The sequence below is a fragment of the Dolichospermum sp. UHCC 0260 genome, assembly GCF_009711985.1.
GTDB classification, from domain to species: Bacteria; Cyanobacteriota; Cyanobacteriia; order Cyanobacteriales; family Nostocaceae; genus Dolichospermum; species Dolichospermum lemmermannii.
In genome coordinates, this window is sequence record NZ_VIKZ01000002.1 from 105,523 (window position 1) to 131,868 (window position 26,346).

A 26,346-nucleotide genomic window follows, 5' to 3' on the forward strand; every position below is an offset into this window, starting at 1 on the left:
AGCTGGGACAATGCCTTTCGTTCAGATTAAAATTCCTGACCAATTGCTGATCCCATTTGGGGGACCGAAGTGGTCAATAGAACGCATCTCAGTTGTTGGTGTTTCGACAACCGGCACTTACCTACAGTCTGACACGCCACTTGCCTACGTTGATCGGTCTAAGGCTTGCGCCCTTCGTCTCCGAGATTTTACGAAGGTCATGCCTGGGTCATGGAAAGATGAAAATGATAGTTTTGCTGCACTAAATATACTTCAGCAACATCTCAGAGAAAAATGTGAATTGGCAACTGATTCAGAGAAAATCTTTTTGGATCTTTACTTTGAATACTGTCGGCAGTCTGTTACTCTACCTAATGGGATCGAAAATATCTATAAGAAGAAGAAGAAAGACCCCCCACCTCCATACAACGACAGAAACTGGGTATTTGAGGCAATAATGCCTTTGCCACAAGCCCACTTATATCAAAATGACCCGATGGAAGATGACTTTCACTTTGCCCCAAACAGAATGATGAAAGTTGATTTTGCATTTTGGACAGGAGAGCGATTGGTCGCTGTAGAAATAGACGGTAGTAGCCATTCTGGCAGCGAGGCGCACATCCATAAGGATCGGCTTCTACAACGATCTGGCGTTCAAGTCATTCATATCCTAAACAACGAGATTACCAAGTACGGCATGAAGGTCATTCATCGGCTATTACCGCCAGAAATGACTCAGTTCTGGAAGTCATCAGAAGAAAATTACCGTAGTAATCCACTTGATGAGACAATACCATTTTGAAAGCTTGCTAATCCCCTATCTCAACCGTCCCTTGTGGGATTGTCATTGCAACGACCTTTAGCGATCGCCTACATTAAACTTTAGAAGAGAGAGGAATCATGCGATCGCGAAGCACTCCGTAGGAATCGCTTATTTACAGCAGAAACGTCCGAATTGACGAACAAAAGAAGTTTTAATCCTGTTAATCCTTAAATCCTGGACATCCTGATTCAGACAATAATATTAATTTAAAACCCCCTAATACCCTGTTCCAAACCCTCACATACACCTGTAAGAAAATCTAAATCCAAAGTGGCAATAGTATCACTAGGTTTGTGATAATGGGGATTTCGCATAAATGCCGTATCCGTCACCATGATTGCGGGATAACCTTCATCCCAAAAAGGTGAATGATCACTTAAGCGAGTTTGGGGAACTAATAAACCGCGATTTGGTGCTGGTAGCCATTGACTATTTACACTGGATTGTTTCATACTACCACTTAAACTAATTAAATCACCCAAAGTCCGCAAGTTGCCAATTAAAGCAATAAAATCACCGCGATTTGGGTAAAATAATCCCACAGGAAAAGGGTATTTTTGAGAACCAGGAGTAGAATCTCGATATCCCAACATTTCCAAAGATATCATCAAGCGAAGAGGTTGCTTTTGTTCGCGCAACAAAGCTGCATAATCAGCACTACCCAACAACCCATATTCTTCCATATCAAAAGCCACCAACCGCAAAGGATATCTAGCGGGTTTTTCGGCGAAACTTCTGGCAAATTCTAATAAAACCGCCACACCCGTTGCATTATCATCAGCCCCAACAGTTCCCAACACACCATCATAGTGAGCGCCAATTAAAATTGGTGGTAAATCTGCCTTTTGGTTTTTGACAGCAGCGGGTAAATTTAAAATTAGGTTTTTACAGCGTTTACCTCCGACTTCAAAGGTGTGGATTTCCACACTTCCCCATTGTCCCAATTGCTGGCGAATGTATTCTTGAACAAAGAAATGCGCCGCACTGTCCATATAGGGATTGCGTTCTCTGGCTACTTCCTGAAGATGGGTTTCTAACCGCTGTTTTAAATTCAAAGTGGATAAAAATAATATGTAATGGACAAGAGTAAGAGTAAAAATGAATATTCACCTTTTCAACTGACCACTGACAACTGACCTAAAATGCTATCCTAGTTTAGCAAGTAGCACCGCTGTTGCTAAAATACCGCTTAATGATGACTATTATATTATTGGATTGTTGACCTGATTTAGCACCAAGCTGAAAGCAGTATTATTATATCATAATAAATTTACAAAACACGCAACAGGAGACGAGTAACGCATGGGCAAGGTAGTTGGCATCGACTTGGGTACAACCAACTCAGTAGTCGCCGTCATGGAGGGTGGCAAGCCGGTGGTGATTGCCAATGCAGAAGGAATGCGAACAACCCCCTCCGTAGTTGGCTTTAGTAAAGAAGGGGAAAGGGTTGTGGGGCAAATGGCCAGACGGCAAACCGTCCTTAATCCTCAAAATACCTTTTTTGCGGTAAAACGCTTCATTGGGCGCAAGTATGGGGAATTAAACCCGGATTCAAAGCGTGTTCCTTACACTATCCGTAAAGATGAAATTGGCAATATTAAAGTTGCTTGTCCCCGGCTAAATAAGGAATTTTCCCCAGAAGAAATTTCCGCAATGGTGCTGAAAAAATTAGCTGATGATGCTAGTCGTTACTTGGGTGAACCTGTTACCGGGGCTGTAATTACTGTTCCTGCTTATTTTAATGATTCCCAACGTCAAGCTACCCGTGACGCGGGTAGAATTGCTGGTTTAGATGTTTTACGGATTCTCAACGAACCCACAGCCGCATCTTTAGCTTACGGATTAGATCGAGGTTATACAGAAACTATTCTTGTGTTTGATTTAGGTGGGGGAACTTTTGATGTGTCTCTACTAGATGTGGGTGATGGCGTATTTGAGGTAAAAGCTACCAGTGGAGATACTCAACTCGGTGGTAATGATTTTGATCGAAAAGTAGTTGATTGGTTAGCGGAACAGTTTTTAGAAGCAGAAGGTGTAGATTTAAGACGCGATCGCCAAGCTTTGCAACGGTTAATGGAAGCCGCAGAAAAGGCGAAAATTGAACTTTCGGCGGTTAGTGTCACCGATATTAATTTACCCTTCATCACCGCCACAGAGGATGGTCCAAAACACCTAGAAACTCGGCTGACGCGATCGCAATTTGAAGGTTTATGTGTAGACTTATTGAGTAGAATCAGAACACCAGTTAAGCGGGCGTTAAAAGATGCCGGAGTTTCTCCTGTAGATATTGAAGAAGTCGTATTAGTTGGTGGTTCTACGAGAATGCCCATGGTGAAACAGCTAGTTCAAGACTTAATTGGCATTGAACCCAACGAAAACGTCAATCCTGATGAAGTCGTCGCTGTGGGTGCAGCCATTCAGGGCAGTATTCTGGCTGGGGAACTTAAAGATGTTCTCCTCTTAGATGTCACACCTCTATCTATGGGCTTAGAAACCATCGGTGGTGTGATGAAAAAACTCATCCCCCGCAATACAACTATCCCAGTCCGTCGTTCTGACATCTTTTCTACTTCTGAAAATAACCAAAATAGCGTAGAAATCAACGTGGTTCAGGGTGAAAGGGACATGGCCACAGATAACAAATCATTAGGACGGTTTAAACTCTATGGCATTCCTCCCGCACCCAGGGGTATTCCCCAGGTGCAAGTATCTTTTGATATTGATGCTAATGGGATTTTACAGGTAACAGCCCTAGATCGTACTACTGGCAGGGAACAAAGCATTACTATTCAAGGCGCTTCTACTTTAAGTGAGTCAGAAGTTAACCGCATGATTGAGGATGCTCAAAAATATGCCAGTGTTGATAGAGAACGGAAAGAACGAGTTGAAAAACGTACCCGTGCCGAAGCGTTAATATTACAAGCAGAACGACAACTGCGAGAAGTAGCTTTGGAAATGGGAATGCAATTTGCCCGCAACCGTCGTCAACGCATTGATAATATTTGCCGGAATTTACGAGAAAGTTTACAAGCTGACGAAGATCGCGGTATTGATCAGGCTTATGCTGATTTACAAGATGCTCTGTATGAACTGAATAGAGAAGTCCGTCAGTATTATGCTGAGGATGAAGATGAAGATTTATTTGGTGCTATCCGGGAAATCTTTGTGGGTGAAAAAGAAAAAGAACCGGCAAGGGATGTTTACAGAGATAACTATCGCCAACGAGATTCATCTAACCGAGGTGTTAACAGGGACTATGGCAGGGAAAATCAAAATCGTTCTGCCAATTATGAAACTCGTCCCACTCGCAGCAAACGCCCTAGCTATCAGGATAACTGGGATGATGACGATGATTGGTTATAAGTAGGTTAGCATTGAAAATCGTCGTTATGGCACTAGGCAAGAGGCAAGAGGCAAGAGTGAAGAGGGTTTGGGCGATTTTACTTTTCGTTACATACAGCACTTTTCGGTGTTATAAGGTACATATCCAGCGGGCAAGATGCCCGCACTACAAGAGTTTCATAATTCAAGTTTGTACCTCATGAGAGCGAAATCTGCTGTATTACTCTTCGAGAAGCCGCTCCGCGTCTACGGTTTTTTTCAGTTCGTTCGTAATTCGATTTTAGATTTTAGATTAACTATATTTGATCTACATTCAAAAATCTTTCCCAATATTTGATTTGCAGGGTCAGTCATAAGTAGAAGCGCAACTGACAACTGACCACTGTACGGGCGAAGCATTTGGAGAACTATTTTTGGCAATGACCGATAATTTATCTTCCAAATGCTTCAACTGACAACTGACAACTAACATTTAACAGATTATGCAAAATTTGCAGAACTTTCGGGATTATTACGAAATTTTAGGGGTTTCTAAAGATGCCACCAGTGAAGAAATCAAGAAGGTTTATCGGCGTTTAGCTAGACAATATCACCCTGACCTTAATCCTGGGAATAAGGAAGCTGAGGAGAAATTTAAAACCATTGGTGAGGCTTATGAAATCCTTTCTGATTCTAGCAGGCGATCGCAATATGACCAATTTAGCCGCTATTGGCAACAAAACGGCTTTGCTGGCAATAAACAAACTCCCAAGCCAAAAGGTTGGGATAACCGCGCTAACGCTCGTTCTAGTCAAGAAGTAGACCCCAGCCAATTTAACGATTTTGAAAGTTTTGTTAATCAAGTAATTGGTGTCAGCAATCGCAAAGATCCCAAAAGTAGTGCGGGAAGTACCAGCACTAGCGACCCCTTTCGCAGTCCCAGAACCAAAGTTGCATATACAGTTAATACCCCGCCACCCCGTGCCACCCGTCGGGATATCGAAGCTAGATTAACCTTACCTTTAGAAAAAGCTTATCAAGGTGGTAACGAAAGAATACGTTTAGAAGATGGACGTTCTCTCGAAGTGACTATGCCCCCAGCTATGGTAACAGGGCAAACAATTCGCTTGCGAAATCAAGGGATTAGTGGTGGTGATTTATACTTGAAAATTACCGTTGATCCCCATCCTTTGTTTAAGTTAGAAGGCATTAATATCTTCTGTCAAGTTCCTGTAACTCCCAGTGAAGCAACTTTAGGCGGACAAGTCGAAGCACCTACCCTTGATGGTCCAGTAAAAATGACCATTCCTGCTGGTGTTCGGTCTGGGCAAAGATTCCGTCTTGGTAATAAAGGCTACCCTGGCGAAACTGGTCAACGTGGTGATCAATTAGTGGAAATTCAGATAGTAACTCCCAAAAATATTACAGCCCAAGAACGAGAACTTTATGAAAAATTACGAGAAATAGAAACCTTTAAACCTCGCGCTGATTTAATTTAACAATAAAACAAACTACAGAAGCAACAAGAGAAATTAATTTCTCCACAGATGGCTCAGATGCAGAGTGGGTAGAGAATTTTAGATTCCTGGATCTGTTACCATGAAAATAGATCCTCCATTAACTTGCAGCTATGACCGTCACCCAAAATATTGAACCCGGTTTAGATGTAATATTTCCACCAAGTAATCTAGAAAGTGACGAACCCCCTTTGGAATCATCTTTACATCTACAACAAATGCTACTACTAATCCAATGTCTCAATTGGTGGTGGCGAGATATAAATAAAATTAATAATTATTTTGTTGCTGGGAACATGACTATTTATTACAGTCCTCGGCAAATTAAAACTAAAGATTTTCGTGGTCCAGATTTTTTCCTAGTGCTGGATACAGAAAACCGCGAGCGAAATAGTTGGGTAGTCTGGGAGGAAGGTGGTAAATATCCTAACTTAATTATAGAATTGCTTTCTCCCTCCACTGCTTCCACTGATAAAGGGTTAAAAAAACAAATTTATCAAGATATTTTCCGCACACCTGAATATTTCTGGTTTAATCCGCAAAATTTAGAATTTGCTGGTTTTATCTTGTTTGGTGGAACATATCAACCCATAGAACCTAATCCTCAAGGTTTATTATGGAGTCAGCAGCTAAATTTATATTTGGGTGTCCATGACGGTAAATTGCGTTATTTTCTGCCAGAAGGACAGTTAATGCTAACACCAGAAGAATATGGAGTACAAGCAACCCAACGTGCAGAACAACAAGCCCAACTCACAGAAGAAGCAACCAAACTCGCAGAACAACAAACCCAGCGTGCAGAACAACAAACCCAACTCGCAGAACAAAAAGCCCAACTCGCAGAACAAAAAGCCCAACTCGCAGAACAACAGGCTCAACGTGCAGAACAACAAACCCAAATCGCAGAGGAAGCAACCCAACGTGCAGAACGTTTAGCTGCCAAACTCAGAGAATTGAATATTGACCCCGACATTTTATGAAATTAGGACAGCAATTCTCATTTTGAACTGAAACCCATCTCAGTTGGAAAAACTTAAACAAGAGAATAGGCTTTTTAGAGAAAGTTATTGAGAAATATTTTTAATAGGTCGCACAAAATTTCCAAAATGAGAATTGCTGATGTTTTGTGGCTATTTCTGCTATAGCTACCCAAGAGATTTAGAATAGAAAAAAACTTATTTGAGCAAAGTGACTCAAAAAACCGTAAACCAAAATGAGGAAGTCCCACACAGCAGCGAAATTACCTATTACTCCCTGCTAGGACTCTATCCTGGAGCATCAGTAATTGATATTCGTCGCGCTTATCGAGAACTGAGCAAACTCTATCATCCAGATACGACAGAATTACCTGCTAATATTGCTACTGCTAAATTTCAGCAAATAAACACAGCCTACGCTACCCTCTGTAACCCAGAACGACGATTGAGCTATGATTTGAAAGTGGGTTATTCCCGTTTTGGCGTAATTCAAGCACCACCCGATTTAAACCAGTCTGTACATAAGCCTTACGATTTTTCCAAATCAATGTATCTCGATGCTACAGATCGCCCTTTGTCTTCTGGAGAAATATTTGTATTATTTATTTTGGGGTTGACCATTGTTGGTTGTATGCTATTAGCGATTGCGATCGCCATTCTCCGTGGAGAAGCAATCAGTTAAACTCAATTTCTCACCTCTAAAATCACCAATAATTTTGAATTGAATTGAATTGCTTATGCTTTCCGCTAATACACCACTGTATAGTCATTCTTTACCACAAATCGAACAATGGCTAAAAAACCAAGGTTGTCAACAAGACGATACCCAACTACATTGTTGGCGTGTCCAACGATCTAGTTGGGAAGCCGAACTTTGGTTAGATACTGAACAAATTACAGTTCGTTATTTTCAAATAGGAGAAACCCGTCAAGATATTCAACGTTCCTTTAAATATTCCCTGAGTCGGGAAGATATCGAAGAAGCCGTTTTTTCAGGGCCATAATCTATAGCAGGAGTCAGAAGTTGGGATTTTGGATTGATTACTGCATCTAAAATCCAAAATTGTCAGACTTTCCCAAAACGGCGTTCTCGTTGTTGATAAGCAGATAAAGCGCGATGAAATTCATGACGGTTAAAATCCGGCCAGAGAGTATCAGAAATATAAATTTCACTATAAGCCATTTGCCAAAGTAAGAAATTCGATAATCGCATTTCTCCACTGGTGCGAATTAATAAATCTGGATCTGCTATTCCAGCCGTATATAAATGAGCTTCAAATACCTCTTCAGATATATCTTCAGGGTTGATTAAACCTGCTTTTACCTTTTGAGCGATCGCCCGACAAGCTTGTAAAATCTCCTGTCTACCCCCATAATTAGTCGCTATTGTAAACCGAATACTGCGATTATCCTTAGTTTGATCCATAGAATGGGAAATCTCAGCCTGAAGAGCCTGTGGTAAAGCCGATAAATTACCCACAAACTGAATTTGCACATTTTCCTCCACCATTTCCCGCAGTTCTTGGCGTAAAACGCGCTGAAATAGATTCATCAAAAATTCTACCTCCTCCTCTGGTCTTTGCCAATTCTCCGTTGAAAAAGCATAGGCAGTTAGTGCTTTAATTCCCCAGTCTTTGCAACAGTGCAGCAAATCCTTGAGAACATTTACACCGGCTTTATGACCCATCATCCGGGGTAGACCACGACTTTTTGCCCATCGGCCATTACCATCCATAATTACCGCGACGTGCTGAGGGAGTAATTCTTGTTTTAAATCAAGAGGTAAATATTGCAATTCAGTTTGTTGTGTTTTCATTTTTTATCTTGAGAAGCGGTCGTACCCCTACGGGTAGCGTGTCGAAGACAAGGTAGTCCAAGTAACCGGGACATTAATTTTAGTGATTGATCACCAAGTTGACGAACTAAACTTAAAAGACCAGGTGCATGAGCTTCCCGATCTACAGTGGGAGAGAATCGAGTCTCTAAAGACTCTTTGAGCTTTTTAATAGTTAGTGGTCTATATAGAGTTCCCTTTTCCGCTAAGGAAATAGAACCCGTTTCTTCTGATACAACAACACAAATACAATTTTCGACCCTTTCAGTAATTCCCATTGCCGCCCGATGGCGTGTTCCCAACTGCCGCGACGCTGTGCGTCCTGAAAGTGGTAAGATTATACCAGATGATACAATGCGCGAACCACGAATTAACGTTGCTCCATCATGTAACAAAGTTTTCGGTTGAAAAATAGTTTGGATCAGTTCTTTAGAAACTTCAGCATTTAGCTTCACTCCTGGAACGGAGAAATCTTGTTCTTCAATGGGTCCTGTAGTTTCTAAAATTAGTAAAGCGCCAATCCGATTTTTTGATAACTCTTTAATTGCATCAACAATTTCATCAATTACACTATCCGACTTAGGAATTGCTCTAGCGTTATTCCGAAATAACTGCCAAAATTCACCACGTCCCAATTGTTCTAAAAAACGGCGAAATTCTGATTGCAGTGCTACAGCCATAGCCACAGCACAGCCAATCACCAATTTTTCCAGGACAAAATTTAGCAGGGGTAATCCCAATTTGCCACTGAGCGCCGAGCAGAGCATTAAGACTATAAACCCTCGCACCATCCATAAAGTGCGCCGTTCACTAATAATCACCAGGATCATGTATGTCAGTGCCAGCACCAACATCATATCCAAAGTCCCAAGGAGCAAGGACTGCGACCAATCTCCCAGGTTTATCAGCCATTGCTTCCACCAATCTCTCATAAAACCTCGCCGTATGCAGGAAACTCAGAGTCTTCAGACCTGAGAGGGAAGCGACACGAGCGATTAAAGTCGCCGTGACATTTGTGGTAAAATTAAATTGCGAGTAAGAATTATTGTCTACGTATTGAAGCATCCTAGTACGGAGAAATCCCGGCTCCTGTGAAACAACGGTTAGATTTTCTAACGGCAGTATGACGAGAAAGAGCAAGCAATGGCAGGTTGACTGAGCGTACCGTGCCACAGGCTTAGTGACAGATTCCGATAGCGCAGCGTGGCTTTAGCCATAGCATTTTGAACAAAAGTAAGCGCAATTTCAACACCTTAGTTGGTAGTTGTTTTGAGCGTTTAGTCGGCGTTTGACGGTCGCAGCGAGAGTTTTACTCTGTCCGCAGAATCTCAGTGGCTGAAGCCATGAGAGTGTCAAGACATCTGGATTCTTATAGTCAGTTGTCAGTTGTCAATTGTGATTTTTTAACCACTGACCACTGACCACTGACTACGGACTATTTCAGTCTTTCCGGTAGGCAATCTTGTCGAATCAAATCTTGATAAGTTTCGCGCTGCAAAATTAAATTTGCTTCACCATTTGCCACCACAACTGCTGCCGGTCGGGGGAGACGATTGTAATTAGATGCCATACTGTAATTGTACGCACCAGTTCCCATAACTACGAGAATATCATTTGCTTCAGTTTTTGGTAGTTGGGCATTTTTAATCAGAATATCCCCTGATTCGCAGTGTTTACCAGCTAATGTGACGGTTTCAGTGCAGGGGGTAGATATTTTATTAGCAACTACTACCCGATAAACTGATTGGTAGGTGATAGGGCGGGGATTATCGGACATTCCGCCATCAATCGCTACGTAGGTGCGAATTTCGGGAATTACCTTCGTAGCACCAACAGTATAAGCCGTGACGCAAGATGTGGCTATGAGCGATCGCCCTGGTTCACAGAGTAATTTTGGTAAAGGCAGATTTTCCGAGATACAAGCAGTTTGTACAACCTCACAAATTGCCTTAGACCATTCCACAATGCTTGGTGGATCATCAGATTCTGTATATCTAATCCCTAAACCACCACCAACATTTAATTCTCTCACCTTTAATCCATGTTTAGCCGCATCTCTTAACCACTGCACCATCACAGCAGCTAAATCTCTATGTGGTTGACGTTCAAAAATTTGTGAACCAATATGAGCGTGTAACCCCACACAGTTTAAACTGGGCTGCTTACTTACAAAAGCAAATACTTCTTGTAAATCATGGGGATCAAAACCAAATTTACTATCTAAGTGTCCAGTACGAATATATTCGTGGGTATGGCATTCTATCCCAGGAGTTAAGCGTAGCATAATCCGAATGGGCGAAAGATCAGAATTTTCTGTGTTCTCCCCTGCTATCTTCACCAGCAGATCTAATTCATGCCAGTTATCCGCTACAATAGTACATCCAGACTGAATCGCTAAAACTAACTCATCATGAGATTTGTTATTTCCATGTAAGTAAATCTTATCAGGACTCATACCCGCATTCAGCGCAGTATAAAGTTCGCCACCGGATACTACATCAATTCCTAACCCTTCTGAGGCAACAATGGCACAAACAGCTAAACAATTCCATGCCTTAGAAGCATAAAGTACCTGAGATTCTCCCTTGTAATATTCCTTAAAGGTATCTCGATATTGCCTACAAGCTGTCCGCAGGGTTTCCTCATCTAAAATATATAAAGGTGAAGCAAACTGTTCAACTAGGGTTGTGACATCACACCCACCGATTTCCAGATGATCATGATCATTAACTCTCGCTGTCAAAGGTAAGAGTTGTTGGTTAGGAGAAATATCAGCACTGTCACCAGTTGTTGACTGTAAATATTGGCGGCCAGAAAGTTGAACTTCGACGGGGTAAGTCGATACCATAACTAATAAGAGTTGTCTTTGTGAAAAATCAGGCCATGAGTATATGTCCTGATTTCCAGTTTAACCTCTCATTGGTAATGGATAATTGGTAATTGGTAATTAACCTTCCTCAATCCTCAAAAATTGTGATTTCATCCGACTTAAAAATTCAATCTTTAACCACAGATAATTTAACTGAACTATTAGAACTAGATAAGGCTTGTTTTGATGGTTTATGGACTATGGAAGGCTACCTGCGGGAGTTAGAAAGTCCTAATAGTCATTTTTTGGGTTTATTTTCCCCTTTTAATCATTCTGAACTCTTGGGAATGGGGTGCTTTTGGTCAATTCTAGAAGAAGCACACATTACAATTTTGGCAGTTCATCCCCAATATCATGGTCAAGGGCTAGGAAAAGCCTTATTATATTCCCTTCTGCAAACTGCGGCTGATCTTGGTTTGGAAAGAGCTACCCTCGAAGTCCGCGATTCTAACTACGTTGCTATTTCTTTGTATCAAAAGTTTGGTTTCAAAACTGCGGGAAAACGACGGGGTTATTACAAAGATAACAATGAGGATGCCTTGATTCTTTGGCTTTCTGAACTACAACAACCACATTTTTTCAAAAATCTAGATAAATAGGCAACTTTCATGAGTTCACCCTTCTAGATAGATTCCAACCGACAACCGACAACTTACTAATACACTGCAGCGTAAATGAGACAACCATTCCCAATCGCCAAAAATCTTACTCCATCTTACTTTTGACTTTTGACTTTTGACTTTTGACTTTTGACTTCCGCCTTGCGGTGCTAATCTTCCAGTGATTGGGCTTGAACTTCAACCGCTGTCACATCAATTGTTCCTTCTGGTGTGAAGCGTTGGAATTGAAAGTTTTTAACTAATAGTTGTTCACCACAGTTAACACATTGTACTTGGCTGTTATTTACCCCTGTTAATTCATATCCACATACGGGACACTGGTTAGTAACTAGATTTTTTGCTAACCACCAACGAAACCCCAAGAATGCTAACACAGGTAAAAAAAACAATAACCCCAAAATAATTACTAAAGAATTAACTAACCAGCCTAATCCCAATGATGCTAATAGCCAGGCGATTGCTAACAGGGTCAACCAAGGGCGGATCTTTTCAAAATTGAATTGCAAGTTTTTGGTCATGTCTCTTTCTTTGTGCTATTGACTCTAGGATAGCGAGTTTAGTCCTGGGTTATCCCCCAGTAATACAGGTATTTCATCAGCCATTGCCTCTAAATATACAATCCTCAAGTTTGCTTGCGAGGTTATTATGCAAAAATCAGCTAGACGATCATGAAATATTAATTCTTCTTTAAATATTATTTTTGATGCGGAAGAAAATTGCTTTCGTTGCGTCTGATCACCAGAAATATCAGACAATAACCCCAAACTGTCATCATTTTGACTTTTAACTTCCGCTTGGCGGTGCTGATTCTTAATGTTGTCCTTCTAAACAATATTTAACAATTAACAGGCAATTTCTAGTATCCGAATCACGTTCATAGACTACTTTATCTGCCAAACGGCGGAGTAAAAACCACCCATATCCACCTACTTGCAGAGTCCCCGGTTCTGGCTCGGTGATCACGTCAGGATTAAATGGTTTTCCATAATCCCAAATTCTTATTTCCAGTTTATCAATCCATAAACTGACTTGAATTTCTATAGTTGTTTCCGGTGGTAAAGCATGATGAGCATGACGAACTGCGTTGGTAAAGCCTTCTGCTAATGCTAGGTTAAGACAATAAACTTGGGTATCTGACCAGCCATATTTAGGTAAATATCGCTCACAGAATTCTTCAAACCATTGTTGTACTTGGATTAAGAGTTTAAGATCGCTCTTTACCGTTTGATGGTCTTGCTGCACTATGCTAAGCATTGACCGTGAATTGAATAGAAAGTAATTGAAAAGTATTTGCGTTTTTTTGTGATTGATAATTTCACATTTAGGAATTTAGTTAACGTCTGTTGATCTTCAAAAGCATATCTCTTTTGAAATATCAGTAACAAGTAGACCATAAAAGATTTACGGCTAGTACCGCAGGGCGGAATTAAAAATTAACAATTAAAAATTAAAAAGCAGATGGTATAAGCTTTTCAGGGATTTTTAATGGTTGCTTAACTTACGCCGTATTGTACTAGTTGTTTGTCAGATATTATCCCGTATATGCTCTTGAAAATTACAGACGTTACTGGATTTAGTTTTGACTGAACTATCTTAGAACAATCCTAAAGTTAAGGATTTGTCTAATGGGAGTGCAGCACCAATACCTAGCCACAGGGTAACAAGAGTCCCAAAAAGAAATACTGTTGTTGCTACAGGGCGACGGAAGGGGTTTTGAAACTTATTCACGTTTTCCAAGAAAGGAACGAGAATTAGCCCCAAGGGGACAGCAGCCATTGCTAATACACCTAATAGTTTACTAGGTAATGAGCGGAGAATCTGGAATACAGGATATAAGTACCACTCTGGCAAAATTTCCAAAGGAGTAGCAAAAGGATTGGCTGGTTCACCGATCATCGCGGGATCTAGAGTTGCTAGAGCCACAATACAGGCGAAAGAACCCATAATGACGACTGGGAATATATAGAGCAAATCGTTGGGCCAAGCAGGTTCACCATAGTAATTGTGACCCATGCCTTGGGCAAGTTTAGCTCTCAATTTGGGATCGCTCAGATCCGGTTTTTTTTGCGTTGACATTTTTAAATTCGCTCTCCGACTGAAGTGAAGTTAAAGAATTGGTGAAAGCTATCAACAATACAACTAGCTCAAGTTTCCGATGGTAGTTTATGTCTACAACTTACAAGTTATTTTCTCTTTAGTTTAAAACAAACTACGATGATCTGGAAACACAAGTTTTGCCTATTTGCTAATAACTTTGATTACAAAGGTCCAGAAATACCTTGTTTGCGAATCATCAAGAAGTGGAACAACATGAAGACGGCAATTAACCAAGGAAGAACGAAGGTGTGAGCGCTATAGTAGCGGGTAAGTGTAGCTTGACCAACACTAGAACCACCACGGAGTAAATCGGAGATGAGAACGCCGACTACGGGAATGGCTTCTGGTACACCACTAACAATTTTTACAGCCCAGTAACCAACTTGATCCCAAGGCAGAGAGTAGCCTGTTACACCGAAGGAAACGGTGATAACTGCGAGGATAACACCACTGATCCAGGTTAATTCGCGGGGCTTTTTGAAGCCACCGGTTAGATAAACACGGAAGGTGTGGAGAATCATCATTAATACCATCATGCTGGCTGACCAGCGGTGAATGGAGCGAATTAACCAACCAAAGTTGACTTCATTCATGATGTACTCGACAGAGGAGAAAGCTTCAGCAACTGTAGGTTTGTAGTAGAATGTCATCGCAAATCCAGTGGCGAACTGAATCAGGAAGCATACTAGGGTAATTCCACCTAAACAGTAGAAGATGTTAACGTGGGGAGGTACGTATTTGGTGGTGATATCATCAGCAATTTCTTGGAGATCCAAGCGTTCCTCAAACCAGTCATAAACGTTAGCCATACAATCCTAAGTTCCTAAAAATAGATTGCGGTTGATAAGTTTTGTGATGCGAAGCTTAGTCAGCCATGACTATTCAACTAACCTCAGTTAGAGGGTTCGCTTCTCGCTTCATCCAAGAGAATGGGCTTCTATTGGTCTACGAGCGTAAATTCGGGTGTAACTCACCCTATTTTTGAGAAATCCCCCTGTCTCTCGTCTTTGCCAGCCAACGCTAACTATGTTGACTCCAAAGAAGATTTTATCGTTGATCAGGAAGAATGGACATCTCACAAATTTGGACTAGCAAGTTTATGAGAAGAATGCACTTCTTCTATAAAAAAAGTAACATAGTCGAGAGATAGATTTCATCAGCAACTGATCATTACAGAAAGTTTTAGGGAATTTGAGTCTGAGATGGCACTGAAATTAGGGTTCATTCACAAACGGTTTTGGCGGCTAGGATGTTTACTACTATTGCTTTTTGGTTTGGTGTTGGCAGGATATGTTCCTCCGGCTTCAGCTTTGACCCCAGAACAGAAGCTAGTTTATGAAGTGTGGCGAATTGTTAATCGCTCTTATTTAGATGGGACTTTTAACCATCAAAGCTGGCTTGATGTGCGACAAAAGGCGTTAAAAGGCAACTTTGCCAACCATGAAGCAGCTTATTCTACTATTCAGTCTATGCTGAAGAGCCTGGATGATCCTTTTACCCGGTTTCTTGAGCCTGAGAAGTATCGCAGTTTGCAAGTTAGCACTGCTGGAGAATTAACTGGGGTGGGTTTACAAATTACTCTCAATCCACGTGGTGGTTTGGAGGTAATTACACCTATTGAAGATTCTCCAGCCGACAAAGCGGATTTAAAACCACGCGATCGCATTTTGAAGATTGAGGGTTTATCTACAGAGAATTTGACTCTTGATGAGGCTGCGGCACGAATGCGTGGCTCAAGGGGCAGCGTTGTTACGCTTTTAATTGGCAGGGAAGGAGAAAAGGATCGGGAAGTTATCTTGGTGCGCGATCGCATTGCTCTTAATCCTGTTGTCTCTGACTTACGATTATCCCCGGAAGGAACCAAGATTGGTTATTTGTCCCTGAGTCAATTTAGTGCCAATGCCGTTACTGACTTGGCACACGCTATTTCTATTCTAGAAAAAAAAGGCGCGTCTGCCTATATTCTTGATTTAAGAAATAATCCGGGTGGACTCTTACAAGCGGGAATTGAAATTGCTCGTTTATGGTTAGACTCTGGCACAATCGTTTACACTGCCAACCGTCAAGGCATTCAGGGAACTTATGAAGCCTTTGGTCCAGCCTTAACCACAGATCCTTTAGTAATTATCGTTAATCAAGGAACTGCCAGCGCCAGCGAAATCCTCGCAGGTGCTTTACAAGATAATCATCGCGCCCAATTAGTCGGGGAAACGACTTTTGGTAAGGGCTTAATTCAATCTTTGTTTGAATTATCGGACGGTTCTGGTTTGGCGGTGACAATTGCTAAATATGAAACTCCTAACCATCGAGATATTAATAAGTTGGGAATTAAGCCAGATCAAATTATTCCCCAACCATCACTTAACCGGGAACAAATCGGCACAAAGGCAGATGTTCAATATCAAGCGGCTATCGAACTTTTGAGTAAAAAATTGGTAATGGGTCATTAGTTAGTTGTCAGTTGTCAGTAGGGGCGAAGCATTTGGAAGATAAATTATCGGTCATTGCCAAAAATAGTTCTCCAAATGCTTCGCCCGTACAGTTGTCAGTTGTTAGTGGGAAGAATTTCCTTCCCTGTTCCCTGTTCCCGTAAAGTTGCTAAATTCAAGTTGGTGATTTTTTGGTAAGCTTGGTCTATACAGGGTTTACCCCTGAGATAACCTGTATTAGCTCCGGGGCATAAATAAGTTAAAGTTTGTGGTGTAAAGCGATCGCTTAATAATTTAACGCTTTTAAGTTGCCGTGGCCAATGAAAAGTTTTAGAAGTGCGTAGTGGCACAGGTTCGCCATGCTGGTTAGGAAGTAAATGCCGACCAGAAAATAACACGCCGTCAAATTCACGATAGTATAAACAAGAAGAGCCTGGAGAATGGCCTGGTGTCCAAATTATTTGCGTTGTGGCATTAAGAGTGAACTCATCAGTAAAAGTGGTGACAGTTGAACCAGGCAATAAATAGGCTTCTTGTTCTTGGATGAGAATTTCGCAATTTAAGATTTGCTGATATTCTGCGGCTTTACCAATAGCACCACGATGACTGATAAAAAACCACTTGACTCCCCCATGCAAGGACAAAAAATCCTGGTTTATCTGTTCTAAAGCTGGGCAATCTATGAGAATATTCCCTGCATTTGTAATAATGAAGTAAGATGTTGCTCCTAAAGTGTCCCGATTAGGTGGAAAAGCAAAAATACTGTTGGGTGTCAAAACTAAAGGATTTTCCGCCTTTGATGGGCTTTTTAGGGATATAGAGCGTGGTTGTTTAGTCTGATGACTGGACTGCTGAGGAAAAGAAGACATAAATGAAAAAACTCAAATTCGGAAGTGGTGAACAATCAGGTTACAGTGTATTTACCATGACTGTTAACTGTGATTAAAAAATTAAGGCGTGCAGTCTTATTTGTCATCAAAATCTGTAACAGAAATTACAGGTAAGGCATTCTATCAAATATAGTGAAGATAATATGGCATTTTGGTTTCTCCTCGTTTTCGTTTTGGGGTCATTGACTTATTTAATGATGCAGCACAGTGTTGCACGGGCTACAAGAACCCCTATATGGTTATTGTGGTTGGTTTTAATGACACCGGCATTTGTATTGACTGGTTGGACGCTGGTACATGGGATCAAACAAGCTCCCCCATCAGCATTAATTCTCTGGATATCAGGGGGTTGTTTATTATTATATTGGCTATTGTTTAATAGGGGTCGGCAATTACCCGTAGATCCACAAAATCAATCTCCAGAAAATCAGGGACAAGCAAGTAATAATTCTCCTCAAGAAACAGTACCAGTCCGTCCCATTGATTTAGCAGAAGAAAGTCAACTACGAAATTGTTTTCCCTGGTCTGTATATTATGTGCAAAATATTGAGTATCGTCCCCAAGCCGTAATTTGTCGGGGACAGTTGCGAACTATGGCTAGTGAGGCTTATGAGCAAATTAAAGCTAATATTGAAGGACAATTTGGCGATCGCTTTCTCATCATATTTCAAGAAGGAATAAATGGTAAACCCTTCTTTGTTTTAGTTCCTAATCCTCAAGTAGTTAGACAAAATAACCACCGCGATTCCGAAAAAATTACTCGACCAGGGTTAGCATTACTATTATTAGTAGCAACTTTATTTAGCACTACCTTTGTCGGATTGAGAATTGCAGGTTTTCAAGTCAATTCGCTAGAATCTTATTTGACATTATTTTTTAACGGTGTACCTTATGCTTTAGGGTTAATAACTATTTTAGGAACTCATGAACTAGGTCATTACTTAACAGCAAGATTCTATAAAATTCGCTCCACATTGCCTTATTTTATTCCTATACCTTATTTCTTAGGAACATTTGGTGCTTTTATTAAAATGGGGAGTCCTGTCCCTCACCGCAAAGCTTTATTTGATGTCAGTATTGCTGGACCATTGGCAGGATTTATGATGACTATACCTTTATTGATTTGGGGTTTAGCTCATTCGGAAATAGTAGCTTTACCGGAAAAAACCGGAATGTTAAACCCCAATGCACTTAATCCTCAATATTCGATTTTATTAGCTTTACTTTCAAAATTAGCCTTGGGAAGTGAATTAACCGCAAAATCTGCCATTGATTTACATCCAGTTGCAGTTGCAGGTTTCTTAGGATTAATTGTCACTGCATTGAATTTGATGCCCGTGGGACAACTAGATGGTGGTCACATTGTTCATGCTATGTTTGGACAACGGACTGCTGTTTTCATTGGTCAAATTGCTAGATTATTATTATTAATGCTTTCGTTTATTAGAGAAGAATTTTTATTGTGGGCAATTATTTTATTATTCGTTCCCTTAATTGATGAACCTGCTTTAAATGATGTCACAGAATTAGATAATAAACGGGATTTTATGGGATTAATGTCAATGGCTTTATTGTTATTGATTATTTTACCATTACCCCAATTCTTAGCTCGTTTATTGCAGATTTAGGACAAATTTAACTATAAACGTGATATAGAGGCAGGTAATAGTTGTCAATTATCAATTACCAGCCTCAATATTGTAGTTTAAGGTTTTAATTTGTGGGTGCGTTAATTGAATTAGCGGCTTCCGTAGCCTTTTTAGAAGCATCCGTGCTACCCATGCGGATTTCAGAAGTGAAGGAAGCCATACTAAAGCCACCAAACCGCTTCAAAACACTTACTCGCATCCGCAAGTTAGGACTGGCAAACCATAGCCTTTCTTCAGACCACATGGTTTCATACTCAGTAATCAGAGTTAAAGCCCCATCATCACCGATTTTATAGCTACCAGCAACGGGAGCTTTTTCGGCATAACCCATTTCTCGGAGTAATTTACCTTCATCTGGGTTATCTACATTCGGGACTGTGGCTAAAACGGTCGAACCCTGGTGTTTTTCTTCGTCCCATTCCATTGTGCCATTCCAGGTAACTCGCGCCCCACAGGAAGCTGTATGAGCCGCAATTTCATACTGTTCACACAGTTTAATTACTTCTGGATGATCAGCGGCTAACATCTCAATCACGATGTCTGATTTGCCGTCTTCTGACTGCTTAAAAGCTAAATGGTGACTAGTGCGATGAGAAAACCACTTTCCAGCACTTAATTCAAAAAATTCTTCAATGTTCATAAATAAAGTTATTCTGCATCATAATTTTAACAATCTCTTGACTCCAATTTACTTCTTCATTATGTATAATTCCTATAATTTTGTAAATCGGTTTCAGAAATTTGATCGGCTGGAACAAACTTGTAATGTTTCTCCTGCACGATTCTTACTTCACCTTTATATATTGTCAGTTCAAACATAGCAATAAGCTTTTCTCAAAAATCATCAGTTGAAAATATTTAACCAAGATTTATTTTAAATATGGAAATTGTTTGGGGATAGATATTAATATTATTTATCAGAAGCCAAAAATCTTAACAACAAATCTTGTTTTTCCAAATTTGTATTTCCTTGAGACTGATTATTCCCGACTACTTTAAAAAAATAGTTCCGTATTTTAGTAATATGTTGAGTCATTTTACCAACTCCCTTTAAAGTATGAATATTTTTAGGTAAACGTCCACAAAAAACAGAGGGAACAACATCTAATAACCACCAATCAAAAAGTTCCCGTCTACCTTGCGAACCTGGAAAAATAGCATAACCCTGGAAGCAATCATCTAAAATATTTAATATAGCTTCTCTTTTCACAGACTCCAGCACTTGCGGTATATTGTCAAAAACATCAACAGCTTCATCAAGAGCTTGATATTGTCCCAAAGTATTTTGATAATTCTGAAATGAAACGTTTAAATTTGGCTGATAATTATGTTGAGAATATATCCAATCTCGAAAAAGATACTGAAATATATTACCAGTTATTGTCTCACGACGTAAATAACTTTTAATCGTTGGTTGTACAGCGATTCCCATAACTATAGACATAAAGAAATAGCAATAACTTATATCTAAACTATTTTTTTCTTTTTCTATTGCATCAAATACAGTGATTAAAGAATCTTCTAAACTTATTCCCTTAATGTTTTTCTCTTCATATAATTCTGCATAGGAATATGACTGAATTCTCTCTATGACTAAACGTAAAGAATCAGGAATTTTAGCAGATAAAATGAGAGGATACTTTTCAAGTTTACATGATATGAATGTCATAGTTAATTGCTACTCGGAGGATAAGGATATGTCCAGGAGATAGTTATTTTTATCTCAGGAAATCTTTGCTCAAATTGATTTATAACACCTTGACAACTTTCACAAGGTTTTCTTTCTGTGTAAAGATACAATTGCCCTCTAACGCGGTTATTATCCTTATTGTAGATAAATTCTAAAGTTTCTGCAATGGCTGACAAAACCTTATATTCCGCATCAGTATCCATAATACGTTCTGAGTGAGAATCTACAGCAGGTTCAAATTGTCCTCCCTTTGACTTAGGTTCTGGTTGAGGTGCTGGACTGTTGGCTCTAGATGTTGCACCCATTCCAAAAGCTTTACCATCTTCTAATCGTACCTCGATAATAGCAATATTACCCTTCGGAAATGATCTTCTAAGATATATCTCTCGGATATTAGCTGCATCTGAGATTAAATTTGGTTCTTCCATATTGGATTTATAATAATAATAATAATAATAATAATAAAATAATTAATGTAGCTACAATAAAATTGCTGTATTAGCTAAATGCTAAATATTCATTTCTTCCTAGTCCTCGATTCTATCACATGAGGATTGACTCCAAAATATTTTGCGGCTGCTGACATATCAAATGTTAATAAACTAATATCCCCTAAGTCTTTAACACCTTGGCCTTGAGAAGATTTTATATCTAAAACTTTAATAATTTCCTCTGCGACTGCTTGCGCTAAAAGCGGAGGAACAGAATTACCAATTTGTCGAAAACCATGCCATTTTGTGGGATGAAATCTAAACCAATCAGGATAGGAATGTAACCGCGCAGCTTCCCTGACAGTAATACATCTGGGGATAAAAGGATGGATGGGACGAGGAGAAGTAAATGCACCTTTATTACTGGGTGTTCCGGCTCTTAATGTATTACATAAACCATCAGGATCAAGTTTATGAAAACGACTAATTGATTCAATTTTACCATGAGGTGTAGAAGCAAATCTTGACCTAGATTCAGGTGAATGTTTGCTTCTTAAACTTGATGTTAGTAAGGTCAGATCATATTGACGTTTATAGGCATAGTTATTTTTTGCAATTTCAAGATTACGCAGTTTTTTAGCATAATTACTAGGGTTACTAAATTCAGTTAATATCCAATCTTGTTGATATAATTCTGGATAGTTTTCTATGACTGGTAAATCTTGTAATGCGTCCCAAACTGTAGGAGATATTTGATTAGGGAATATCATCTTTTCTGGATATTTCGGTAATTCGATATTTTGACGTGAACCGAGTAAAAATAATCTTTCCCGATTTTGTGGTACTCCATAATTAGCTGCATTTAAAACTTGATAATTTGCATTAACTTGATAACCACTTTCAGTAAATTGATTAATGATTTCAGCAATAAATTCTTTGTGTTTTCCTACTGTCATTCCTTTGACATTTTCTAATACAAAAAACTTGGGTTGTAATTCTACAACCAATCGAATGAAATGGAAAACTAAAGAATTTCTTGGATCATCAAAAGAACGTTTTCCCATTAATGAAAAACCTTGACATGGTGGACCACCAAAAACCACATCAATTTCTTGATTAGCAATTTGAGAAATATTCCTAATTTCCTTCCCTGTTGTCTCTTCTACACTTTTACAGATCACCGTCCAAAAGGGAAAGTTAAATTTATGGATTGCACAATGAATTGGATCTATTTCCACAGATGCCAGAATATCAAAACCAGCTTGTTCAAAGCCTAATGTCATTCCTCCTGCACCTGCAAATAAGTCAACTGCAATTGGTCGGGTTTTTGCCATTTTAACTATTATCTACTTTTTCATTGCTAATATTTCTTTAGCAGTGCGATCGCATACTCCCAATTCTCCCAAACAATGGCGCATTTCTTGATAATCTAATAAAGTTTTTTGTCTTTTTTCAGGATTTAATAACAATTCCATGGCTGCTTCAACAATATTATCGGCTGTGGCTTGTTCCTGTAAAAATTCAGGAACAATTTCCCGCATGACAACTAAATTTACTGGAGAAGCAAAGGGAATTGAACCTTTAAGAATATGACGTACAATCCAAGCAGTAATGGGATGAAGACAATAAACTACAACTTGGGGGACATTTAATAATGCAAGTTCTAAATTGACAGTTCCCGATTTAGTAATTGCGAAATCAGCCGCAGCAAAAATATCCTTTTGTTGATCTGATACTAGTGTAGCTTTTAAACCGTAATCTTTAATTGCTGCTGTAATTGGTTGTCTAAATGTTTCCAAAGATAGAGGAATCCAAAAATGGACATTTGGTAATTTAGATTGGATATTTTGGGCAGCTTGAAAAATCATTGGTAAAAGATATTTTAATTCTTGATGACGGGAAGCTGGTAACAGGGCAATTGCGATTTCTGCCGGTTTAATTCCTAATTTCTCTCTGGCAATTTCTCGATTTGGTGCATTTGCCATTCTATCAATTAAAGGATGTCCTACCCAACAGACATTTGCCCCATTTTGCCGATAATATCGCGCTTCTTCCGGGAAAATTGCTAATAGTTTATCTGTAAAACCAACAATACGGTTGGTATTCTGAAAACTCATAGACCATACCCACTCTTGAGGAGCGATATAATAAGCCACAGGCACATCAGGCAAATTTTCCCTCATGAATGTGCCAATTCCCAGATTTGGCCCCATATAGTCAATTAGGACTACTAAATCAGGGGGATTTTTCTTTAAATAGGCGATCGCTTGGCGTTGTACCCTTAAAGTAGGGATAACATAAGGCAAAGACTCAATTAAACCCATCGAACCAATACCGCTAGTATCCCCCAAAATTTTCGCCCCAGCTTCCGCCATTTTCTCCCCACCCAAAGCGATAATTTCCAATATCAAACCCGTAACAACAGCTTGACGTTGCAGTGCTGCAATCAAAAGCGAACCCTGTAAATCCCCAGAAACTTCGCCAGTGCTAATAAATATCCGCATTTTAAAACTTTAGATTTGAGATTTTTACGCCCTTTCCTACCCCCTTCCCAGTGGAAGATTACCTATTTTTTCTTCTTCTTCTTTTCTTCCTTCGCTACCTTCGCTTCTATCCCTTCGGGACGCTCCGCGAACGTGGTTCATTAAATCCATATTCATTAAATCCATATTCTGCCGACAAAAACAGAGCAACTGGTAAACTTTAAGGACAGGAAAACCCCGCCCCTACATCTAACTGACTATTCATTATTCATCACTGACAGATTTTTTGCCCTTTCCGGGAATTAAACCGCGTCTTCCTGGCATTTGGGAAAGTAGTAAAAAACGGCGAAGATGTTTTAATTGTTCTGAATCTCCTAAATTTTCTAACTCTTGTAAAGCATCTTTAAATAGGAAATCAGAACGATAGAGAAGACGGAAAGCTTTTTTAATTAATTGGAAATCACTAGCAGCCATTTCCGAACGTTTTAATCCTACCAAATTGAGCGATCGCACTTTCGCCGGATTTCCTTCCACCAACATATAAGGAGGGACATCCCTATCAATGCGTGTCATTCCGCCCACCATAGACATAGTTCCTATGTGAACAAATTGATGCACACCTAAAACACCGCTCAGTCTAGCTCGTGATTCAATATGTACATGACCCGCCAATGCTACAGAATTAGCAATAATGACAGAATCTTTAATCAGGCAATTATGACCTACATGAACATAAGCCATTAATAAATTGCCATTACCGATTATCGTCGCTTCACCCCTGCCAGTAGCGCGGTTAATCGTCACGTATTCACGGATGGAATTATTGTTACCAATTTTTACCCAAGTCGGTTCTCCCACGTATTTGAGATCCTGGGGCTGCATACCGATAGCTGCACCGGGAAAAATCTGATTTCCCGTACCAATTTCACAAAGGCCTTCTAGGACGACATGAGCGCCAATTACAGTGTCTGCACCAACTCTAACATTCTCGCCGATCACAGCATAAGCGCCGACTTGCACTGTTGAGTGGAGTTCCGCATTAGGATGGATGACAGCAGTTGGATGAATAAGTGTTTTCAAAGGTGAATCTCCAAAACTAAGTGCTACTTGCTAATTTATTCAATTAAGAAACGTGTCGGGCAAAGTTCAGTTATGTGTGAGGGCGAAAATCTAAAATCCTGTTATGGTATAATAAATTTTAACTAATCAAAGAAAACATTAGTTCTCCTTCAGCGGCTAATTGTCCATCAACTTCCGCCCGTCCTTTCATTTTCCCGAACCGACGCTGCTTCACCCACAACAGTTCCACCGTCATTACCAGTTGATCTCCAGGAACAATTTGCCGACGGAAACGGACTTTATCAATACCAGCAAAGACAAATAGTCCTCCTTTTGATTCCGGCATTTGCGTCATCACAATCCCGCCGACTTGTGCCATGGCTTCGATAATTAGCACACCTGGCATCAGCGATCGCCCTGGAAAATGCCCTTGAAATTGGGGTTCATTAAAGGTAACATTTTTAATACCCACGGCTTTTTTACCAGGTACATAATCAATAATCCGATCTACCAGTAAAAATGGATAGCGATGAGGTAAGAGTTCCTGAATTTCCTCAATACTAAAGGTAGTTTTTATAGTCTGTGGATTGACATTATCCTCACTTGATGTATTCAATTCCTGGGAATTAGGTTCGGTAATAGTGGACATTAGTGGTACGTTGTTTGAATAATTAAACACTAAGATGGGTAAATTTGGGAATTTTAGATCAGTTCTAAAATTTTCCGTGCCAGTTGAATGTGTAAATTATGACTAGCTTTGTAAGCCAAAAAATGAGCAACAGGGAAAATTCCCAGTAAACTTAAATCTCCGACTAGATCCAAGATTTTATGACGAACTGGTTCATTTGCAAATCGTAATGGTGGATTTAGCCAACCTTCCAACCCACAAACTAGGGCATTAGCCAAACTACCACCTTTAATTAATCCCGACTTTTGCAGATGTTCGATTTGATGCTGTAACCCAAAAGTTCGAGCCGGCGCAATTTCTGAAGCAAAGTCAGCAGAAGATTTTTCTAAACTTGTCGTTAATAACCAACTGTGCCATTGATTACCAATTGCCGCCAAATTAAAATCTATCCCATAGCTAAATCTGGTTTCTGGTGCCGGTAGGGCGCAAACAAAAGTATCACCTTCATAAATCCAAATCGGTTCGGTAATAACGACAGGTGCAGGTAAATTACTCACCATTTGGGCAAATAAACCAACTTCAGCAATTCTTTCACACCAAACTTGAGCAGAACCATCTAAAAGCGGTACTTCCGGTCCATCAATTTCAATTCTGGCATTATCCACCCCCATAGCCGCCAAAGCAGCCAATAAATGTTCCACAGTGCGAACACAGACTTGACCCTTACCCAATTGAGTAGAAAGCACAGTCTGACTCACAGCCGCAACTTGGGCGGGAATAATTGGTGAATTCGGTAAATCTACCCGGACAAAAAAGCGATTACTTCCTGGTGGTGCTGGTAATATTCGTACTTGAGTATTGACCCCACTGTGTAACCCCACACCAGTCTGAGTAATTTCCCCAGCTAAAGTATGTTGCTGCATCATCTAATAATCCAAATATTGTAGTTAGTATTGCTCAAAACTCTGATTATTCTTGTCTGAAAAATATTAAATATTATTAAGGTACAGAAGTCAGAATTCAGGAGTCAGAAGTAAAATTCTTAGCCAC

Annotated in this window: 27 protein-coding genes; 9 read left to right on the plus strand and 18 right to left on the minus strand. The window is 39.9% G+C overall.

Annotation, left to right across the window (positions count from 1 at the left end; all coding sequences use genetic code 11):
- Positions 1 to 10 precede the first annotated feature (10 nt).
- The gene (locus FJR08_RS01400; RefSeq protein ID WP_168631913.1) at positions 11 to 781 is read left to right on the plus strand and encodes a DUF559 domain-containing protein; all 771 of its coding nucleotides are present in this window, start codon (positions 11 to 13) and stop codon (positions 779 to 781) included.
- A 227-nt stretch (positions 782 to 1,008) separates the two neighbouring features.
- Here the strand turns inward: FJR08_RS01400 and FJR08_RS01405 are convergent, their stop codons facing one another.
- The gene (locus FJR08_RS01405; RefSeq protein ID WP_168631914.1) at positions 1,009 to 1,857 is read right to left on the minus strand and encodes a M28 family peptidase; all 849 of its coding nucleotides are present in this window, start codon (positions 1,855 to 1,857) and stop codon (positions 1,009 to 1,011) included.
- A 247-nt stretch (positions 1,858 to 2,104) separates the two neighbouring features.
- Here FJR08_RS01405 and dnaK point away from each other — a divergent pair, with 247 nt between their 5' ends.
- A complete protein-coding gene (gene dnaK / locus FJR08_RS01410; protein WP_168631915.1) occupies positions 2,105 to 4,165 on the plus strand; it encodes a molecular chaperone DnaK in 2,061 nt (686 codons plus the stop codon).
- Between the two features lie 325 nt (positions 4,166 to 4,490).
- Here dnaK and FJR08_RS23920 read toward each other — a convergent pair whose 3' ends face one another.
- Positions 4,491 to 4,616: a hypothetical protein gene (locus tag FJR08_RS23920; protein ID WP_256369703.1), complete on the minus strand. Its 126-nt coding sequence runs from the start codon at positions 4,614 to 4,616 to the stop codon at positions 4,491 to 4,493.
- Positions 4,617 to 4,626: 10 nt separating this feature from the next.
- Here FJR08_RS23920 and FJR08_RS01415 point away from each other — a divergent pair, with 10 nt between their 5' ends.
- From FJR08_RS01415 to FJR08_RS01430, 4 genes are all read left to right on the plus strand, one after another.
- Positions 4,627 to 5,622, plus strand: coding sequence for a DnaJ C-terminal domain-containing protein (locus tag FJR08_RS01415; protein ID WP_168631916.1), 996 nt, complete (start codon positions 4,627 to 4,629; stop codon positions 5,620 to 5,622).
- 131 nt (positions 5,623 to 5,753) lie between these two features.
- Positions 5,754 to 6,620: a Uma2 family endonuclease gene (locus tag FJR08_RS01420; RefSeq protein WP_168631917.1), complete on the plus strand. Its 867-nt coding sequence runs from the start codon at positions 5,754 to 5,756 to the stop codon at positions 6,618 to 6,620.
- Between the two features lie 208 nt (positions 6,621 to 6,828).
- Complete coding sequence (locus FJR08_RS01425; protein WP_168631918.1) at positions 6,829 to 7,299, plus strand: J domain-containing protein; 471 nt, start codon at positions 6,829 to 6,831, stop codon at positions 7,297 to 7,299.
- A 55-nt stretch (positions 7,300 to 7,354) separates the two neighbouring features.
- Entirely contained in the window at positions 7,355 to 7,621 is a 267-nt protein-coding gene (locus FJR08_RS01430; RefSeq protein WP_015083369.1) for a DUF3143 domain-containing protein, read from the plus strand.
- A 62-nt stretch (positions 7,622 to 7,683) separates the two neighbouring features.
- Here FJR08_RS01430 and FJR08_RS01435 read toward each other — a convergent pair whose 3' ends face one another.
- The 3 genes from FJR08_RS01435 to lysA form a co-directional block, all read right to left on the minus strand.
- Positions 7,684 to 8,433: an isoprenyl transferase gene (locus FJR08_RS01435; protein WP_168631919.1), complete on the minus strand. Its 750-nt coding sequence runs from the start codon at positions 8,431 to 8,433 to the stop codon at positions 7,684 to 7,686.
- Positions 8,430 to 9,383, minus strand: a complete 954-nt coding sequence (gene cdaA / locus FJR08_RS01440) for a diadenylate cyclase CdaA (RefSeq protein ID WP_168631920.1) — start codon at positions 9,381 to 9,383, stop codon at positions 8,430 to 8,432. The genes FJR08_RS01435 and cdaA overlap by 4 nt, the downstream gene beginning before the upstream one ends.
- Positions 9,384 to 9,886: 503 nt before the next feature.
- Positions 9,887 to 11,299 (minus strand): diaminopimelate decarboxylase, encoded by a 1,413-nt coding sequence (gene lysA / locus FJR08_RS01445; RefSeq protein ID WP_015083372.1) that lies wholly within the window; start codon positions 11,297 to 11,299, stop codon positions 9,887 to 9,889.
- Positions 11,300 to 11,424: 125 nt separating this feature from the next.
- Between lysA and rimI the strand changes: the two genes are divergently transcribed.
- A complete protein-coding gene (rimI, locus tag FJR08_RS01450) occupies positions 11,425 to 11,919 on the plus strand; it encodes a ribosomal protein S18-alanine N-acetyltransferase (protein ID WP_015083373.1) in 495 nt (164 codons plus the stop codon).
- A gap of 170 nt (positions 11,920 to 12,089) precedes the next feature.
- On the opposite strand, the gene FJR08_RS01455 is transcribed toward rimI, so the two are convergent.
- From FJR08_RS01455 to petB, 4 genes are all read right to left on the minus strand, one after another.
- Positions 12,090 to 12,458 carry a hypothetical protein gene (locus FJR08_RS01455; protein ID WP_168631921.1) on the minus strand — a complete coding sequence of 123 codons (369 nt, stop codon included), beginning with the start codon at positions 12,456 to 12,458 and terminating at the stop codon, positions 12,090 to 12,092.
- A gap of 292 nt (positions 12,459 to 12,750) precedes the next feature.
- A complete protein-coding gene (locus FJR08_RS01460) occupies positions 12,751 to 13,194 on the minus strand; it encodes an anti-sigma regulatory factor (protein ID WP_015083375.1) in 444 nt (147 codons plus the stop codon).
- A 339-nt stretch (positions 13,195 to 13,533) separates the two neighbouring features.
- Entirely contained in the window at positions 13,534 to 14,016 is a 483-nt protein-coding gene (petD, locus tag FJR08_RS01465) for a cytochrome b6-f complex subunit IV (protein ID WP_015083376.1), read from the minus strand.
- A gap of 182 nt (positions 14,017 to 14,198) precedes the next feature.
- Positions 14,199 to 14,846: a cytochrome b6 gene (gene petB, locus FJR08_RS01470; RefSeq protein WP_015083377.1), complete on the minus strand. Its 648-nt coding sequence runs from the start codon at positions 14,844 to 14,846 to the stop codon at positions 14,199 to 14,201.
- A 393-nt stretch (positions 14,847 to 15,239) separates the two neighbouring features.
- On the opposite strand from petB, the gene ctpA reads away from it, so the two are divergent.
- Positions 15,240 to 16,487: a carboxyl-terminal processing protease CtpA gene (gene ctpA, locus FJR08_RS01475; protein WP_168631922.1), complete on the plus strand. Its 1,248-nt coding sequence runs from the start codon at positions 15,240 to 15,242 to the stop codon at positions 16,485 to 16,487.
- 95 nt (positions 16,488 to 16,582) lie between these two features.
- Here the strand turns inward: ctpA and FJR08_RS01480 are convergent, their stop codons facing one another.
- Positions 16,583 to 17,335: an MBL fold metallo-hydrolase gene (locus FJR08_RS01480; RefSeq protein WP_168631923.1), complete on the minus strand. Its 753-nt coding sequence runs from the start codon at positions 17,333 to 17,335 to the stop codon at positions 16,583 to 16,585.
- A gap of 164 nt (positions 17,336 to 17,499) precedes the next feature.
- On the opposite strand from FJR08_RS01480, the gene FJR08_RS01485 reads away from it, so the two are divergent.
- Positions 17,500 to 18,984 carry a site-2 protease family protein gene (locus FJR08_RS01485; protein WP_168631924.1) on the plus strand — a complete coding sequence of 495 codons (1,485 nt, stop codon included), beginning with the start codon at positions 17,500 to 17,502 and terminating at the stop codon, positions 18,982 to 18,984.
- 85 nt (positions 18,985 to 19,069) lie between these two features.
- On the opposite strand, the gene FJR08_RS01490 is transcribed toward FJR08_RS01485, so the two are convergent.
- The 8 genes from FJR08_RS01490 to lpxC all read right to left on the minus strand — a co-directional run bounded on the left by FJR08_RS01490 (position 19,070) and on the right by lpxC (position 26,219).
- Complete coding sequence (locus tag FJR08_RS01490; RefSeq protein ID WP_168631925.1) at positions 19,070 to 19,645, minus strand: phycobiliprotein lyase; 576 nt, start codon at positions 19,643 to 19,645, stop codon at positions 19,070 to 19,072.
- A gap of 270 nt (positions 19,646 to 19,915) precedes the next feature.
- Entirely contained in the window at positions 19,916 to 20,674 is a 759-nt protein-coding gene (locus tag FJR08_RS01495; protein WP_168631926.1) for a hypothetical protein, read from the minus strand.
- Positions 20,675 to 20,676: 2 nt separating this feature from the next.
- A complete protein-coding gene (locus FJR08_RS01500) occupies positions 20,677 to 21,123 on the minus strand; it encodes a deaminase domain-containing protein (protein ID WP_015083383.1) in 447 nt (148 codons plus the stop codon).
- A gap of 89 nt (positions 21,124 to 21,212) precedes the next feature.
- A complete protein-coding gene (locus tag FJR08_RS01505) occupies positions 21,213 to 22,460 on the minus strand; it encodes a DNA cytosine methyltransferase (RefSeq protein WP_168631927.1) in 1,248 nt (415 codons plus the stop codon).
- Between the two features lie 12 nt (positions 22,461 to 22,472).
- The gene (gene lpxB, locus FJR08_RS01510) at positions 22,473 to 23,630 is read right to left on the minus strand and encodes a lipid-A-disaccharide synthase (RefSeq protein WP_168631928.1); all 1,158 of its coding nucleotides are present in this window, start codon (positions 23,628 to 23,630) and stop codon (positions 22,473 to 22,475) included.
- A gap of 243 nt (positions 23,631 to 23,873) precedes the next feature.
- Positions 23,874 to 24,689: an acyl-ACP--UDP-N-acetylglucosamine O-acyltransferase gene (gene lpxA, locus FJR08_RS01515; protein ID WP_168631929.1), complete on the minus strand. Its 816-nt coding sequence runs from the start codon at positions 24,687 to 24,689 to the stop codon at positions 23,874 to 23,876.
- A 118-nt stretch (positions 24,690 to 24,807) separates the two neighbouring features.
- Positions 24,808 to 25,317: a 3-hydroxyacyl-ACP dehydratase FabZ gene (gene fabZ / locus FJR08_RS01520; protein ID WP_015083388.1), complete on the minus strand. Its 510-nt coding sequence runs from the start codon at positions 25,315 to 25,317 to the stop codon at positions 24,808 to 24,810.
- 53 nt (positions 25,318 to 25,370) lie between these two features.
- A complete protein-coding gene (lpxC, locus tag FJR08_RS01525) occupies positions 25,371 to 26,219 on the minus strand; it encodes a UDP-3-O-acyl-N-acetylglucosamine deacetylase (protein WP_015083389.1) in 849 nt (282 codons plus the stop codon).
- Positions 26,220 to 26,346: the final 127 nt, after the last annotated feature.

Excerpts from the sequence above, each read along its gene's own strand:
- FJR08_RS01495 (WP_168631926.1), bottom strand. The coding sequence starts at position 20,674 with ATGACATTCATATCATGTAAACTTGAAAAGTATCCTCTCATTTTATCT.
- FJR08_RS23920 (WP_256369703.1), bottom strand. The coding sequence starts at position 4,616 with ATGTTAGTTGTCAGTTGTCAGTTGAAGCATTTGGAAGATAAATTATCG.
- lpxC (WP_015083389.1), bottom strand. The coding sequence starts at position 26,219 with ATGCAGCAACATACTTTAGCTGGGGAAATTACTCAGACTGGTGTGGGG.
- petB (WP_015083377.1), bottom strand. The coding sequence starts at position 14,846 with ATGGCTAACGTTTATGACTGGTTTGAGGAACGCTTGGATCTCCAAGAA.
- FJR08_RS01480 (WP_168631923.1), bottom strand. The coding sequence starts at position 17,335 with ATGTCTTCTTTTCCTCAGCAGTCCAGTCATCAGACTAAACAACCACGC.
- FJR08_RS01430 (WP_015083369.1), top strand. The coding sequence starts at position 7,355 with ATGCTTTCCGCTAATACACCACTGTATAGTCATTCTTTACCACAAATC.
- FJR08_RS01490 (WP_168631925.1), bottom strand. The coding sequence starts at position 19,645 with ATGAACATTGAAGAATTTTTTGAATTAAGTGCTGGAAAGTGGTTTTCT.
- FJR08_RS01505 (WP_168631927.1), bottom strand. The coding sequence starts at position 22,460 with ATGGCAAAAACCCGACCAATTGCAGTTGACTTATTTGCAGGTGCAGGA.
- cdaA (WP_168631920.1), bottom strand. The coding sequence starts at position 9,383 with ATGAGAGATTGGTGGAAGCAATGGCTGATAAACCTGGGAGATTGGTCG.
- FJR08_RS01400 (WP_168631913.1), top strand. The coding sequence starts at position 11 with ATGCCTTTCGTTCAGATTAAAATTCCTGACCAATTGCTGATCCCATTT.
- lpxB (WP_168631928.1), bottom strand. The coding sequence starts at position 23,630 with ATGCGGATATTTATTAGCACTGGCGAAGTTTCTGGGGATTTACAGGGT.
- lysA (WP_015083372.1), bottom strand. The coding sequence starts at position 11,299 with ATGGTATCGACTTACCCCGTCGAAGTTCAACTTTCTGGCCGCCAATAT.
- petD (WP_015083376.1), bottom strand. The coding sequence starts at position 14,016 with ATGTCAACGCAAAAAAAACCGGATCTGAGCGATCCCAAATTGAGAGCT.
- FJR08_RS01500 (WP_015083383.1), bottom strand. The coding sequence starts at position 21,123 with ATGGAAGAACCAAATTTAATCTCAGATGCAGCTAATATCCGAGAGATA.
- FJR08_RS01455 (WP_168631921.1), bottom strand. The coding sequence starts at position 12,458 with ATGACCAAAAACTTGCAATTCAATTTTGAAAAGATCCGCCCTTGGTTG.
- FJR08_RS01485 (WP_168631924.1), top strand. The coding sequence starts at position 17,500 with ATGGCATTTTGGTTTCTCCTCGTTTTCGTTTTGGGGTCATTGACTTAT.
- FJR08_RS01460 (WP_015083375.1), bottom strand. The coding sequence starts at position 13,194 with ATGCTTAGCATAGTGCAGCAAGACCATCAAACGGTAAAGAGCGATCTT.
- fabZ (WP_015083388.1), bottom strand. The coding sequence starts at position 25,317 with ATGTCCACTATTACCGAACCTAATTCCCAGGAATTGAATACATCAAGT.
- FJR08_RS01435 (WP_168631919.1), bottom strand. The coding sequence starts at position 8,433 with ATGAAAACACAACAAACTGAATTGCAATATTTACCTCTTGATTTAAAA.
- dnaK (WP_168631915.1), top strand. The coding sequence starts at position 2,105 with ATGGGCAAGGTAGTTGGCATCGACTTGGGTACAACCAACTCAGTAGTC.
- FJR08_RS01420 (WP_168631917.1), top strand. The coding sequence starts at position 5,754 with ATGACCGTCACCCAAAATATTGAACCCGGTTTAGATGTAATATTTCCA.
- FJR08_RS01415 (WP_168631916.1), top strand. The coding sequence starts at position 4,627 with ATGCAAAATTTGCAGAACTTTCGGGATTATTACGAAATTTTAGGGGTT.
- ctpA (WP_168631922.1), top strand. The coding sequence starts at position 15,240 with ATGGCACTGAAATTAGGGTTCATTCACAAACGGTTTTGGCGGCTAGGA.